This window comes from Tannerella forsythia, assembly GCF_003860135.1.
Taxonomy (GTDB): domain Bacteria; phylum Bacteroidota; class Bacteroidia; order Bacteroidales; family Tannerellaceae; genus Tannerella; species Tannerella forsythia_A.
This window is the reverse complement of the sequence record NZ_RQYN01000011.1, coordinates 1-14,329: the sequence shown is the minus strand read 5'-3', so window position 1 is coordinate 14,329 and position 14,329 is coordinate 1. Positions and strand designations below refer to the sequence as shown.

The 14,329-nt window shown below is 48.6% G+C and carries 10 protein-coding genes and 1 pseudogene; 4 read left to right on the top strand and 7 right to left on the bottom strand.

The features are described from left to right. Nucleotides 1-40: 40 nt before the first annotated feature. Complete coding sequence (locus EII41_RS04505) at nt 41-2,524, top strand: M1 family aminopeptidase (RefSeq protein WP_124789598.1); 2,484 nt, start codon at nt 41-43, stop codon at nt 2,522-2,524. A 72-nt stretch (nt 2,525-2,596) separates the two neighbouring features. On the opposite strand, the gene EII41_RS04500 is transcribed toward EII41_RS04505, so the two are convergent. From EII41_RS04500 to coaA, 7 genes and pseudogenes are all read right to left on the bottom strand, one after another. Next, nucleotides 2,597-3,715 (bottom strand): ABC transporter permease, encoded by a 1,119-nt coding sequence (locus EII41_RS04500; RefSeq protein ID WP_124750568.1) that lies wholly within the window; start codon nt 3,713-3,715, stop codon nt 2,597-2,599. 7 nt (nt 3,716-3,722) lie between these two features. Further along, nucleotides 3,723-4,829, bottom strand: a complete 1,107-nt coding sequence (locus EII41_RS04495; protein ID WP_124789636.1) for an ABC transporter permease — start codon at nt 4,827-4,829, stop codon at nt 3,723-3,725. A 4-nt stretch (nt 4,830-4,833) separates the two neighbouring features. Beyond that, nucleotides 4,834-6,497 (bottom strand): annotated as a pseudogene (locus EII41_RS14725) (ATP-binding cassette domain-containing protein). Then, nucleotides 6,494-7,429 carry an HlyD family secretion protein gene (locus EII41_RS04480; RefSeq protein ID WP_124789595.1) on the bottom strand — a complete coding sequence of 312 codons (936 nt, stop codon included), beginning with the start codon at nt 7,427-7,429 and terminating at the stop codon, nt 6,494-6,496. The pseudogene EII41_RS14725 and the gene EII41_RS04480 overlap by 4 nt, the downstream one beginning before the upstream one ends. Before the next feature lie 18 nt (nt 7,430-7,447). Next, a complete protein-coding gene (locus tag EII41_RS04475; RefSeq protein ID WP_260425480.1) occupies nt 7,448-8,716 on the bottom strand; it encodes a TolC family protein in 1,269 nt (422 codons plus the stop codon). Between the two features lie 113 nt (nt 8,717-8,829). Beyond that, on the bottom strand, nt 8,830-9,450 hold the full coding sequence (locus EII41_RS04470; RefSeq protein WP_124789594.1) for a TetR/AcrR family transcriptional regulator: 621 nt from the start codon (nt 9,448-9,450) through the stop codon (nt 8,830-8,832). 150 nt (nt 9,451-9,600) lie between these two features. Next, complete coding sequence (gene coaA / locus EII41_RS04465; protein WP_124750563.1) at nt 9,601-10,554, bottom strand: type I pantothenate kinase; 954 nt, start codon at nt 10,552-10,554, stop codon at nt 9,601-9,603. Between the two features lie 179 nt (nt 10,555-10,733). Between coaA and EII41_RS04460 the strand changes: the two genes are divergently transcribed. From EII41_RS04460 to EII41_RS04450, 3 genes are all read left to right on the top strand, one after another. Then, nucleotides 10,734-11,693, top strand: a complete 960-nt coding sequence (locus EII41_RS04460; protein ID WP_124789593.1) for a PstS family phosphate ABC transporter substrate-binding protein — start codon at nt 10,734-10,736, stop codon at nt 11,691-11,693. A 121-nt stretch (nt 11,694-11,814) separates the two neighbouring features. After that, nucleotides 11,815-13,332 carry a polysaccharide deacetylase family protein gene (locus tag EII41_RS04455; protein WP_260425479.1) on the top strand — a complete coding sequence of 506 codons (1,518 nt, stop codon included), beginning with the start codon at nt 11,815-11,817 and terminating at the stop codon, nt 13,330-13,332. 172 nt (nt 13,333-13,504) lie between these two features. After that, nucleotides 13,505-13,912 carry an HU family DNA-binding protein gene (locus EII41_RS04450; protein WP_124789592.1) on the top strand — a complete coding sequence of 136 codons (408 nt, stop codon included), beginning with the start codon at nt 13,505-13,507 and terminating at the stop codon, nt 13,910-13,912. The last annotated feature ends 417 nt before the right edge of the window (nt 13,913-14,329 follow it).

The window sequence follows — 14,329 nt, the reverse complement described above, 5'->3', positions numbered from 1 at the left end:
CTTTTTCATCACGTATCTACTATTTTACTACCTTTGTAACATGAAAAAAAGTTTTGCATGCTTTCTCTTGTTTCTATTCGGGTTGTCGTTGGTGGCACAAACCGAGACTTCGGGTAGAAGCGACCTTTACCGGCATACGCCCGAAAAGCAGACCCGGCTGATACATACGTGTCTGAAAGTCGGGTTCGATTTCAGCAAGCGGACGATGGACGGCGAAGCCCGGATCACGGCTGCTCCGCACTTCTATCCCACCGACCGCCTGACGCTCGATGCCAAAGCAATGCGGATACACGAGGTGGGTATTGTTCAGGAGGGCGAACCGAAACCGCTCCACTATTTGTACCGGAACGACTCGCTGGAAATTCAGCTCGACAGAACCTACCGCCGCGACGAAGAGTATACCGTTTACATCCGCTACACGGCACAACCCGAAGAGGTCGCCGACAAAGGCAAACGCAGCTTTGTCGACACTAAAGGGCTTTATTTTATCGACCCCGACGGAGACGATCCCGAACGCCCCACGCAGGTCTGGACGCAAGGACAGACAGAGTATGCCTCCTGCTGGTTTCCGACCATCGATAAGCCCAACCAGAAAAGCACGCAGGAGATTTACATCACCGTGCCCGACCGTTACCGTACCCTCTCGAACGGCTTGCTGCAAGCCTCCGAACAACACGATGACGGCACCCGTACCGACCATTGGACGATGAAACATCCGCACGCTCCCTATCTCTTTTTCGTGGCGGCGGGCGAGTTTTCCGTCGTCAGCGACACCCCTTGGCGGGGCAAGGTGCCCATCGACTATTACGTGGAAAAAGATGGCGAAGCCCTCGCTAAAGAGGTCTTCGGCCTTACCTCGCAGATAATCGAGTTTTTCTCGCAGACCTTCCGCTACGACTTCCCGTGGGAGAAGTACGCTCAAATCGTGGTTCGCGATTTCGTCGCCGGTGGCATGGAAAATACCACCGCCGTAGTTCATTCCGAATCGGCTATGCAAAAAGCCGATGTGTTGGCCGACAACAATTATTGGGAGTTTGTCATCGCCCACGAAGCGGCTCACCACTGGTTCGGCAATCTGGTAACGGCCGAGAGCTGGGCAAATCTCATCGTCAACGAAGCCTTTGCCAACTATGCCGAATATCTATGGATCGAACACAAGCACGGACGTGATGATGCCGATTTTCATCTCATGGAAAGAGTATATGAATATCTTATTCGTCCGGAAGATTTCAACAAACAAGCCGTACGCTTCGGCTACGAAGACCGGGAGGATATGTTCGACAAGGTTTCCTACAACAAAGCGGGAGCTGTGCTGCACATGCTCCGCAATTATTTGGGCGACGAAGCCTTTTTCGAGTCGGTCGGGCTTTTTCTCCGCCGGCACGAGTTCGGCACCGCCGAAGCCCACGACCTCCGCCTCGCTTTCGAGGAGCTGAGCGGGAAAGACCTCAGTCGGTTTTTCAATCAGTGGTTTTTCGGCAACGGGCATCCTGTAGTAGAAGCATCGACCCGATACGATGCCGAAAACCGAAGCCTTTCCCTGCACATCCGTCAGATGCAGGACAGCAGCCTCCTCTTCGAGTTTCCGCTCGAAATAGACCTCTACCACGGCCACCGGCGCCAGCGCCACAGTGTATGGGTATCGGCAAGGAAAGAAAACATCTTCACTTTCGCTACCGGGGAGCAGCCTTCGCTCACCGACATCGATCCGAGAGGAATCATCCTGAAGGAGGAAAGAAACGGGAAAAGCTCCGCAGAATACCGCTTCCAGTACCGTTATGCAAAGGACTTTAAAAGCAGATACCAAGCTCTTGCCTTTGCCGTAGAGCATGCCGATAAACACCTCCTGCTTGCCGCCGCGCATGACCCCTGTTATCATCTGCGAATTAAAGCGCTGTCGGAACTTCCGGTCGAGCAGCTCAGCCGGAAGGAGCTGGACGCCGTAGCCAAAATCGCACGGTCCGATCCGAAGAACCTCGTCAGGTCGGCCGCGATGTGGACGCTGGCCGGTACGCGCGACAAACGCTATCTGCCCCTCTTCGAAAAGGGTTTGGAGACGCATTCGGCCTCAGTCCGAAACGCGGCGCTGAACGGCATCGCCCAAACCGCACCCGAACGTGCCAAACGCTTCCTCATGCAAGCCGGACCCGAAGAACTTACGGCCGATCAGCTGATCGGCTTGCTTCCGGTCGTCATTCGTCATCGGATGGCAAAGTATCTGCCACAGTTGATAGGCTACCTGATATATTATCCTTTTAAAGAAGACAGCAATCCGGAGCAGGCTGCCCTCCTCCGCCGGGGCTACGAATGGGCCATGTCGCTCGACGATGCAATACTGGTTGAGAAAGCCCTGCATCCGTTTCGAGAGGAAAAACCTTACCTCAGCGGAGATATGAGGACACGGAAGCTCATTCTCGAAGTCCTCGAAAACGGCCTGCGCATCAAGAAGGGACTGCCCCAAACACCATCAGTACGGGAACAAACCGGCCTGCTCCTCCGAACAATCGAAGAAATGAAAGAATGATGCCTGCTGGGAAATCCGGCAGGTATATACATTGACACATAAATGGATATAACAACAAATCAATAGCTCTTTTCAGCTGTTCTTTTTATAGCTTCGGATAGCCCAGATGTTGAAAACGGTTGCGAAGCCGCACAGAACGAAAAACGGTTGTATCAGTTCGGTAAATGAACTGCCTTTCAGGTAGACTGCCCGCATTACTGCGACAAAGTATTTCAACGGATTGAACGCCGCAATCATTTGCGCCCACGGCGGCATGGAAGCAATGGGAGTAAACAGACCGCTCATCAGAATAAGCACCATCATAAAGAAATACATTACGAACATGGCTTGTTGCATCGTCTCGGAATAGTTTGAAATCACAAGCCCTATTCCCGACACGACCGCAATATAGATCGTCGCAAAAACATAAATCGTCAACAAATTGCCTGCCGGAAAAATGCCGTATACCCATACGGCCAATGCCATGCAGAGCGACAAGACAAAGAAGCCGATCATCCAGTAAGGAATCAGCTTAGCCGCCACAAAAACCGTCCGTCTGACAGGAGAAACATTGAGTTGCTCGATGGTACCCGCCTCTTTTTCTCCGACAATATTTAATGCAGGAAGAAAGCCGGTGAGCATCGTCAGCAGCATGACCATCAGCGCCGGCACCATAAAGACCTTGTAGTCCAGACGAGGATTGAAGCGATATCGTGTCACGACATCGAATGTTTCGACGGGTAGAAGCGTGATGTCCGTCTGCGTACCATATTTCTCTCTTAGTTCGGTCGAATAGTCATTCAGTATGTTTGTCAGGTAGAAAGCCCCCAAACTCCCTTGTGTTCCATTGACGGCATTAGCCGAAATCATCGCGTCACCATATCCTTCACAGATGATCTTCTTTTCAAATCCTGAAGGAATTTCCAAGATCATATCCGTCTCACCCGACTCGATGCCATTCATCGCTGTCGAATACGTCGACGGAACATCTGCCAGTTTAAAGTAGCCGGAGGCTGTTGCTTTGGCCATTAACTTTTGCGAAACAGAGCTTCGGTCGTTATCTACCACTGCCAGTCTGATGTCTTTGATCTCCTGATTGGCAGCCCATGGCATAATCAGAATCACCGTCAGAGGCATCACAAGAATCAATTTCGGGAGAAAAGGATTCCGGAAAAACTGCTTATATTCTTTCTCAATCAAATATTTCAACATGATATTCTCAGTTCAGGCGGGTTTTAAATTGTTTTAAGCTTAAAACGACGAAGACCGAAGCCATAGCCGTTAGAATGATGATTTCCTTCAGTACAAAGCGCAGTCCGACGCCTTGTATCATAATTTTCTTTACGGCCTGAATGTACCAGCGGGCAGGCACGGCGGCCGAGATCCACTGTAACACGTCGGGCATACTGGACACGGGAAAGATCATACCCGAAAGCAACATAACAGGCATCATCATTCCCATACCCGAGGCCAGCATCGCTGCTGTTTGATTGTCGACAAGGCAGGAAACAAACAGCCCTACCGATAGAGCAAGGAAAATAAATAGCAACGAAACAGCAGTCAGCAAGATCAAATTTCCGGCTATCGGTACGTGCAATACGGAGAATGACAGTATCAAAATAGTGGCGAGATTCAATACCGACAGTACGAAATAAGGCACAATTTTGGCTAAAATAATATACGCGGGCTTCATCGGTGAAGCGAGTAACAGTTCCATCGTTCCTGTTTCCTTTTCCCGAACGATGGCAATGGACGTCATCATCCCGCAGATCAGTGTCAAAATCATCCCCATGATTCCCGGTACAAAGTAAAAGACACTTTTACCCTGCGGGTTATAGAGCATCTTCACCTGCGGCGTAATTCGGCAGAGAGGTAAATATTCTCCGGCCAGTTCCTGTTGGTACATATAAAGTATTTGTTGAGCATAACCGCTCATCATCGAGGCCTGATTAGGCTCGGCGCCGTCTATGATCAGTTGTACGGAGGCTTCGCCCGTATGACGCAGGTTTTCGGCAAACCTTTCGCCGAAGATAAGCACTAAGTCGGCCGTTCCACGGGTAAATACATCGTTTATTTCGTGCGGGAAGATCAGTTCTTCCGTAAGGATAAAATGCTCGCTTGCCTGAAAGCGGCTCTTGATGTGTTGTGTCATCTCGTCGCGCGAAGGATCGAACACGGCAAGGCGTGCGTTTTTTACTTCCGTGGTGATGGCAAAGCCGAATAGCAGAATCTGCATGACGGGAATCCCGAGCAGAATAAGCACTGTCCGTCTGTCTCGGATAATATGATACCATTCTTTTTTTACAAATGATAGAAACTGTCTCATCGCTTTATCCATCTCCTTTCCGTGTTGCTTCGCGTGCCAGCCGACGGAAGACTTCGTCCATCGTCGAGGCATCAAATTGTTTTTTCAGATTTTTCGGGCTGTCCAGCACCCTGATTTTCCCGTCCACCATGATCGACACTCGATCGCAATATTCGGCTTCATCCATGTAGTGAGTCGTCACGAAAACCGTGATAGCCTTTGCCGCCGCCTGATAAATCAATTCCCAGAAACGGCGACGGGTAATGGGATCGACCCCTCCCGTCGGTTCGTCGAGGAAGACGACTTTCGGCTCGTGAAAAACGGCCACAGAAAAAGAAAGTTTTTGCTTCCACCCTAAAGGTAAGGCTTTGACAAGTGTGTTGCGTTCGCTCTCAAAACCCAGTTCGTGCAGGAGACTCTCCGTTTTCGCTGTAATTTCGCGGTCTTTCATTCCGTAGATACCGCCGAATAGCCGCAAGTTTTCCCACACTTTCAAGTCTTCGTACAACGAAAATCGCTGGCTCATATAGCCGATGTGTCGTTTTACCTCTTCGGCTTGCTTGCAAATATCAAACCCGGCGACGAAGCCTCGTCCCGATGTCGGACGACTCAGCCCGCACAACATCCGCATCGCCGTTGTCTTGCCCGCGCCGTTCGCACCCAGAAAACCGAAAATCTCTCCTTCGCCGACGGTGAACGAGATACGATCGACGGCTGTAAACGTCCCGAATTGTTTCGTTAGCGCTTCGGCTATCATCACTTCTTTTTTCATGATTCCCCTTTTTCGCCAAGTATATCCATAAAACAGTCTTCAACCGAAGGACAGATCGGAGTCATTTCAATATCCGCGTATCCTCTCTCATTCAGGTAATGCAGCAGTTCGTCCGGTCTACGGTCTGTCCGCAACGTGACATGGCAATTCTCTCCGAACGAGAAAGCCGACAGCACTCCACGATACGCCCGTAGCTCGTTCAGCAGGCGATACATCCCTTTCGATGAACGAAGAGCAAACAGCGTGTGCGGGTATCCGGCCACGATGCCTTCGGGAGTGTCTACCCGCAGAAAACGTCCTTCCTGTATCAGGGCAATCCGGTCGCAACGCTTCGCTTCATCCATGTAAGGTGTGGAGACGAGAATGGCGATACCTTGTGCTTTGAGCCTGAAAAGCATCTCCCAGAATTCTTTACGCGAAACAGGATCTACGCCCGTCGTGGGTTCGTCGAGCAGCAATATATCCGGCTTGTGTATTAAGGCGCAACTCAATGCCAGCTTCTGTTTCATGCCGCCTGACAGCTTACCGACTCGCCGTTTTTTGAAAGGCTCGATCTGTCGGTAGATGTCCGCGATCAGGTGATAGTTTGCCCGTACCGTCGTATGGAAGACGGTAGCGAAAAAGTTCAGGTTCTCTTCGACCGTAAGATCGTGATAGAGTGAGAACCGTCCGGGCATATAACCGATGATGCGACGTACGGCACGGTATTTCTTTACGACATCGTATCCTCCGACGATGGCATTTCCGTTGTCGGGAAGCAGGAGCGTCGCCAAGATACGGAAAAGAGTAGTCTTGCCGGCTCCGTCGGGACCGATGATACCGTAAATTTCACCCGGCTCCACCTCGAAACTCACATCGTGCAATGCCGTTACGCGACCGTATTTTTTACCGAGATGATGTACGGAGACGGCTCTCATAATCCGGCTTTTATTTCAGAATGTATGCTCTCATCCGTATCGATGCGAATTTCACCGTACATTCCCCGTTTAATATATCCATCGTTCCGAACTGCTACTTTTACGGCATACACTAAATTGGTGCGTTCGTCCCTCGTACGAATCGTTTTCGGTGTAAATTCGGCCTTGTCGGAAATCCAGACAACTGTTCCGGCATATTCTTTCCGTTCCGAAGTACCCCAATCAGCGTACACGCTTACTTTTTGTCCGACACGAAGTCGCGTGAGTAGATCGGCCGTGAGGTAAGCCCGCAGCATCAGATTTTCAAGGTCGCCGATTTTCAGAAGCGGTCGTCCCTGTACGGCGAGTTCTCCGGGTTCGGCGTAGCGACACAGCACGATACCGTCTATCGGGCTGGATACGATGCTTTTTCCAATCCGGTCGTCGATCTGCGCGATCTGTGCCCGCAGCCCCATACTTTCGCCCGCGATACTTCGGTTACCGTTGGCCAGCGCGTCTTCCTGAGCCGCTAATTGCTTTTCGAGCACGGCGATTTGCGCACTGATATCGTCGAGTATCTTTGGAGCGGCAGCCTGTGCTTCAACTAAGCTCGCGTATCGTTGATACTCCTTCTTTTGTGTAGCAATCTGCTGCCTGAGTGAGGCGATCTGACGGGAAATATCGTATCGTCGGCTTTCGATAGCCATCAGACCGGCCGAGAGTTGCAATTTTTGCAGATGTAACCGCGTCGTGTCGATCAGCCCAAGCGGCTCATGTGCCTTCACGCTTTCTCCTTCCCGAACCGTTAACTGTAACAATTCTCCGGTCTCTCTGGCCGAGATCAGGACTTCGGTCGCTTCGAATATGCCTGAGGCATCGCAGTCTCCGTCTTTGTTTCCACAAGCTGCGACGATCAGGGCCATTGCAATGATTAAAGATTTGTTTGCCTGCATAAATCTATGATTAAATGATTATTCGTTCGTATATCCGATGGTAAATTTGAGGTCGTAGAGTGCTTGCAAGTAGGCGATCTCATGGCGAATTTTATCCTGTATGGCCATCTGTTCGGCATGCAGGTCTCTCATCAGCTCCCTGGCGGACAAGATACCATTGGTCATTTTGACTTCCGAAGCCTTCCGAATCGCCGTCTTCAGGCGAATGATTCCGTCGTCGTATTTCAATTGTTCGGTATACCGTTCCACCTCTTTGTTTTCCCGGATCATGTCCAACCGGGTGTTGAACAGGAACAGCTCACGTTGTAACGCTGTTTGCCCGATACGGTTGTGGATCAGCTTTCGACGATTCTTCAACGTATAAAAATGGCCGATGTTCCATTCGAATTTCATACCGACGATGTAATAGGGAGCGAATGTATTCTCCAGCATATTCAGTCCGGGTTTTCCGTATCCTCCTGTCGCAAACAGCGCGAATTTAGGGAATAGTTCGGCTGTAATGTGAGAATTTTCCGCTTCGTAATTTCTGATTTGCGCGTCATATAATGACAGTTCGGGACGGTTCACAGAAAGAGTAAGAGGGGGATTTGCTACCGGCCTGACAAAATCTGTCGTTTCATTTATAGCCATTCCGGTCAGATTCGCCAAGATGGCGATACAGGCTGTGCGAGCGCGGGTAAGCTCCGTAGCGTGCTGTTCCGCTTTCAGTTGCTCCACACGCACGACATGAAGATCTGTTTCTTCGGCTATGCCATGCTGTACACAAGCCTGTACGCGTTGATAGTTTTGCGCCAGTTCTTCCTGCAATAACTTGTTTTGTTGTAAGCCGGCATCCGCCAGCAAGATTCCGAAGAAAACGCGGTTCACCTGTTTATACAACGCATAAAGTCCGACGCCCACATGCCCTTTCTCCACTTGGGCCGCCGTGCGTACGCGCTCTTTCCCCGACTTTATCTCGCCTCCATCCCAAAGCATTTGCACCATATCGAACGACAAGCCATACTGATCTTTGCTAAGTGTTGGTATGTCTATTCCCGGTATCCCCCATTGAGACACATCAATCGGGAGACGCGTGACATCCGACCTATACGAAGCGCTACCCGAAAGCCTCATCTGGGGTAGATAACCTTTCCCTGCATTAGCCAGCCGGTAAGCTTCTGCCTCTTCAATCTGTACGTACTGCCTGACTAGCGGATAATGCTCCTGTGCCCGTCGTTGGCATTCTTCGATCGTTACCTGAGCGAAACCGGCAAGGCCATTCATCAGTATCAGGATAACCATGATCATCTTTTTTTTCCTACCCGTCATATTAATTCATTTATTTAATTAATCAGTTAATTCATATCTATAATAAAAGGACTGACCATAAGAACCGAAGTTCGGATCAATCCTTCAACAGATTAGTTCTTCAGACGAGCCAAGATGGTACGCGACACTTCTTCTTTCCGTCGGTCGAGCAACACATGAAATTCTTCTTCCGACAATTCCCATACATTCCGGAAGATAGGCGCAATAAGAAATGGCGCGATATTCAACGATAAGACGGTAAACAGCAAGTCGATCGTCGAGATGGGGCGGATGTTGCCTTTTTCGATTTCCTGCTGCAACTCCGCTTCCATCGGGATAATAACCGTTTGTAATGCTTTCTTGAATTTCCGGATCAGAAATGTTATGTTTTCTGATGAGTTGTTCAGCGCTTCATTGAGCGAGAACGCGGGAAGCTGCGGATTCTGCTTCAAGAACTCGAAATGTACACTGATTAGGTTCAGGATCTTTTCCTCAAACGAAGCATCGGACGAGGTGGTGATTAACAGATTTGAGAGCATCTGTTCGATCTTCTCCTCATATATTCTTTCGAAAAGAAGCTCTTTCGTCCGATAATAGTAATGTACCAATGCTTGGTTGCATCCCGCTTCTTCGGCGATCTGCGTCATCTTGGTCCGGATAAACCCTTGTTCCAAAAACAGTTTTTCGGCTGCTTTCAGAATCTTGTACTCCATGTTTTCTTCTTTCGATTTCATATTAACTCCAAGATTTAATCGCAAAGTTAAATCATATAATTAACACAGCAAACGAGAACCTCATTTTTAAGCTTTTTTAAAGAATTTCTGACTGGCTAATCTTTTTCCTGCACGTATCGTCCGGTCAAGTAAGTCTTTACATTGTTGATTTCAAATCTTCCTGATTCGCACGTTTCGGACAAAATGATGCTCACCTTTTTCAAGAATCAAATCCGCACGGAAACGGGTAGGAAGAATATGCTGTTCAAGATTGGGGCGATTAATCTCTTCCCAGACTCGGACAGCAAGTTGCATCAAGGTCTCTTCATCGTACGAGGCATACTGGTGGAAATATGAGTCGGGATTAGCGAAAGCAGAGGTTTGCAACTTCTTGAATCGCTCGATATACCATTGTCTGATATCTTTTTCACTGGCATCGACATAGATGGAATAGTCGAAAAAATCGGATACGAAGACGCGCCGACACGGTTGGGTATTCAATGTCACCTGCAACGCGTTAATCCCCTCGATAATCAGGATATCGGGCTTTCGAATATAATGTATTTGTCCGGGGATAATATCGTAATAAAGATGAGAATAAACAGGCGCTTCGAGTATTTCGCGTCCCGACTTTGCCCCGGCCAGAAATGCCAATAACCTCTTGGCGTCGTAGCTTTCGGGGAATCCTTTTTTATGCAACAGTCCCCGCTTTTCGAGTTCGGCATTGGAATAGAGAAACCCGTCGGTGGTGACGAGCTCCACCTCCGGCTTTTCAGGAAGCATAGACAGCAGTTTTTGTAAAACCTTAGCCGTCGTACTTTTTCCGACCGCCACACTTCCGGCAATCCCGATGATGTAGGGCACCTGACGGCCGGGATTTTTAAAAAAATCCTCGCGTTCTTTGTGAAGGTGACGATAATGTGTAATATGAATCTGCAACAGACGAATCAGCGGCATGTATATATCTTCGACTTCGGCAATCGTAAGCGGCTCGTTCAAGGCTTGCAACTGCGTCAAATCCATATCGGCAACCGGAAACTGGGGATGTTCCTCCAGTTGTTTCCATTCTTCGCGCGTAAAACTGCGGAATGGCGAAAAGGTCGCGTCGTAAGTTTTCCGATTCATAAATATCATTATTTATGGCGCAAAGATAAGGCTCTTTTCTTTCGGGATGCCGGTTTTTGTGAAAAATATGCCGAAAGAGAGAGATTAATTTGTTATTCTGATAAATACCTTCTAATATTGCACTGCGTAGAGAACAGAGACAAGGAAGAATATTCATTTACTAATAAAAATACGAACCAATGAAAAACTGGATTTTGATGGCATTATGCCTTGCTGTTTTCAGCAGTTGCGACAAGACGGAACCCAACGAAAAACCGTCGCTGACCTTAGAGGGACTGACCCTCGATAACTTTCCGAAAATGAGTTGTTCCACTTCGACCGAACCTTTACAGACGCTGCTGGCTTGTAAACTGTTGCATATCGAGTACAAATGGTATCAGAACCTTGCACTGAACGGAACATGGCATCTCTCTCCTGTTCGAGGCAAACTAACCGATGCACAACAACGCTTTTTCGAAGAGAAGCTGCAATGCCCGACAACGCACGGCGCCTTCACCCGTCTGATTGATGGAGAGACGGAGCTGATCATCGCCTCACGCAGTATTTCGAGAGATGAAAAGACGTATGCCGAGCAAAAAGGTGTCCGGCTGATCGAGAAGCCCATTGCACTCGACGCACTCGTATTCATTGTCAACCCCGAGAATCCCGTTCGTACTCTAACGACCGAACAGATACAAAACATCTACACCGGAAATATCACGCGCTGGTCTGAGGCAGGAGGAAAGGAGGCGGATATTCACCCTTATATGCGTAATCCCAATTCGGGCAGTCAGGAGAAAATGGAGACCCTCGTAATGAAGGGTCTGACGATGAAAAAATGGCCGGAGATGATTGGTGGTTCCATGCTATCCCCATTTCATTCGATTCTATCCGACGCGAACGGCATCGGATACACGGTCTATTATTATTACGATCGCATTGTCCGGCAGCCGGCACAGTATCCGACCGTAGCAATTAATGGTACACGTCCTTCGCACGAAAGTATACGGATGCGGAAATACCCTTATACCACCCATGTTTATGCTGCGATCCGCGCTGACACAGATAAATCATCGATGGCATATCGAATGTTTGAGTTCCTTTCGAACGACGCCGCACGAAAGGTGATTGACGAAAGTGGATACGTGGCTGTTCTTTAAGAAGATTACAATACCTGTGAAAAGAACTATTTAAAATGGAAGTCAATGTCTCAATCCTTTTTATCCGCCGATGCGGAATGTCCGTTTTTTCTTACCTTTGCCCTCAAAAAGATTCGAACTTATGAAGAATAATAAAATTTTACTCCTGGGAGCAGTAGCTTACATCTTTCTGATGGGATGCGGAGGGCGACAGACGAAAGAGGCTGCCGTAGACAACAACGCTATGGCAGACACCGCAGAAGTTACCCGGTTAGCGGACCTCACCGAAGAACTCACCTTGAACGACTCCGACGAAGACATTCAGGTCTTTACGCTGAAAATCGGCAACGACCCTGAGAGAAGCCACCTCAGCGTATCGTTCCCGTTTACGAAATACGCCTTTATCAATGAAAACGAGCGTGATTTCTCGCAGCGTTTTATCGACGAGTTCAAGAGCGAAGCTGCTAATTTCGGCAGCGATGCCACTTCGGCGGCGGATTTCAATCAGCATTTTGAGGTGAAACATCGTTCGGACGAGCTGGTAGTCTTCCTTTACACCCGCAGCAAGTCCTTGGGAAATAATTACGAAGATAGCTTTATTGCCTCTATGTTCGACCTCAAAAACGGGAAACGCATATCGGCTGCCGAACTTTTTGAGAGTCCGGAATCCTTCGAGGCTTTTGCCACGGATATGCGGGAGATGGCAGCAAAAGCCGTTCGCCAAAAGCTGAACGAAAGCGATGATTTTGCCAATCAGCAGGAGCGTGAAACGGTGTGGATGGATATGCTGCCCGGCATTGACGAAGGCACAACAGCAAACGAAGAGAATTACGATGCTCTCTTTTTCGACGAGAACAAAGAGTGGTACGTTATCTTCGACAAATATCAGATTGCCAGCGGTGCGATGGGCTCATTTACCATAAAGATACCGCAATCGGTCATCGGTAAATACCTGAATCGGAAGTTTGCGGCGCTCTTTGCTCAATCGAAACAGGCGGATGAAGTCCTTGCTCCAGTTGCTCCGGCAGCTCCTTCACGTCCGCAATCCAGCCCTGCGGAGCAAGACTTGCAGGCTCCCTGTGTAGCCCTTACCTTCGACGACGGTCCGTCGGTCTATACTTCCCGCCTACTCGACATCCTTAGGGAAGAGAACGTAAAAGCGACCTTCTTCGTACTCGGCAAGTCGGCTGCCGTACAGAAACAAACCCTGCGGCGTATAGCCGAAGAGGGGCACAACATCGGCAACCATTCCTATGACCATAAGAATTTTGCCAAAATATCGCTCGACGAAGCCCGCCGCCAAATAACGCTCACCGACGACATCACTCAGGAGATTACGGGCAGCAAGCCGACCTATTTCCGCTTCCCGTACGGAGCCTTTACGAACGATAAACTGATGCTCGTCAATCGTCCCATTATCGGTTGGAACATCGACCCGCTCGACTGGAAATACCGCGATGCCGAAAAGGTGGCAGCCGAAATGTCGAAAGCATCGGCTAATGCCATTATTCTGGCGCACGACATCCATAAAACGACTGTCGAGGCCATCCCGCAAGTTATCCGCAACCTCAAAGCCAAAGGCTATCGCATCGTAACGCTCGACGAATTGTTTGCCGGCAAATCCATCCAAAACAATAAGGTCTACAGTAGCGGAAAATAAGATTTGAGCAAGATACAAAGGAAGATACAGGAAAAATGCTCAAAAGAGGTTTCGGGACATGCCGGAACCTCTTTTTTTGAACATTTTTCAAGAAAAGAACACACATAATCTTTTTGTTACAAAGAAAAAGTATAACTTTGTGATATTGTTGAACCCTTAAAACGTAAAAGATATGATTAAATACGTGATTCAGGGAAAGAAGAACCCGCTCACCGGCGAGGTAAAGTACTATCCGCAGATAGCTCCGGCTACTCCTATGACGATCAATCAGATCATTAAACGCGTAGAGAAACGTTCGACCGTGTCGAGTGCCGATGTAAAAGCCGTATTGGATGCCTTGCAGTATGAGGTCATCGATGCGTTGGAAAGCGGCAACAGCGTTCGTCTGGGCGATCTCGGTTCGTTCCGCCTTACCATCAAGGCCGATGGTATGGCTACGGCGGCCGAAGCCAAAAAGCAGGGTGCCAAGCTCATCAAGCAGGTGAACGTGCAATTTACGAAGAGTACGGCCATGCGCGACGCCTTCGAGGTGCAACGACTCGATTTTGCCGCACAGGACGACATCAGCAACGCTAAGTAAAACGCCGGCGGAGGCAACGTCCCGCACGCAACAGACCGACTTGTTCCGGTATGCGAAGAACGATCTTTCCCACATGCCGGAACGGTCGTTTCAAGAGGCAAAAAGCCTCTTTGTAACACACTTAAACCCAAATTCCGCATTGAGTTATTTTTTTAATATAAAACCAATTTCAAACATACTTATAATATACTGAAATATATGTTTTTAACCAATGTTTTTTTTGAAAAAATCTCTAACGCTACGCGTTAGAAAAATACATGTATTATATTTTATTAATCAGGCAGTTATAGTTGTTTTTTGTTCTATTGCGTAATCTGGGTTAAAATCAAGACTTATTGGAGGGTAAAAATTGTCTTATAAGAGAATTTAAATTGTCCTATAAGACAATTTGAAAAGTCCTATAAGACAATTTGGACG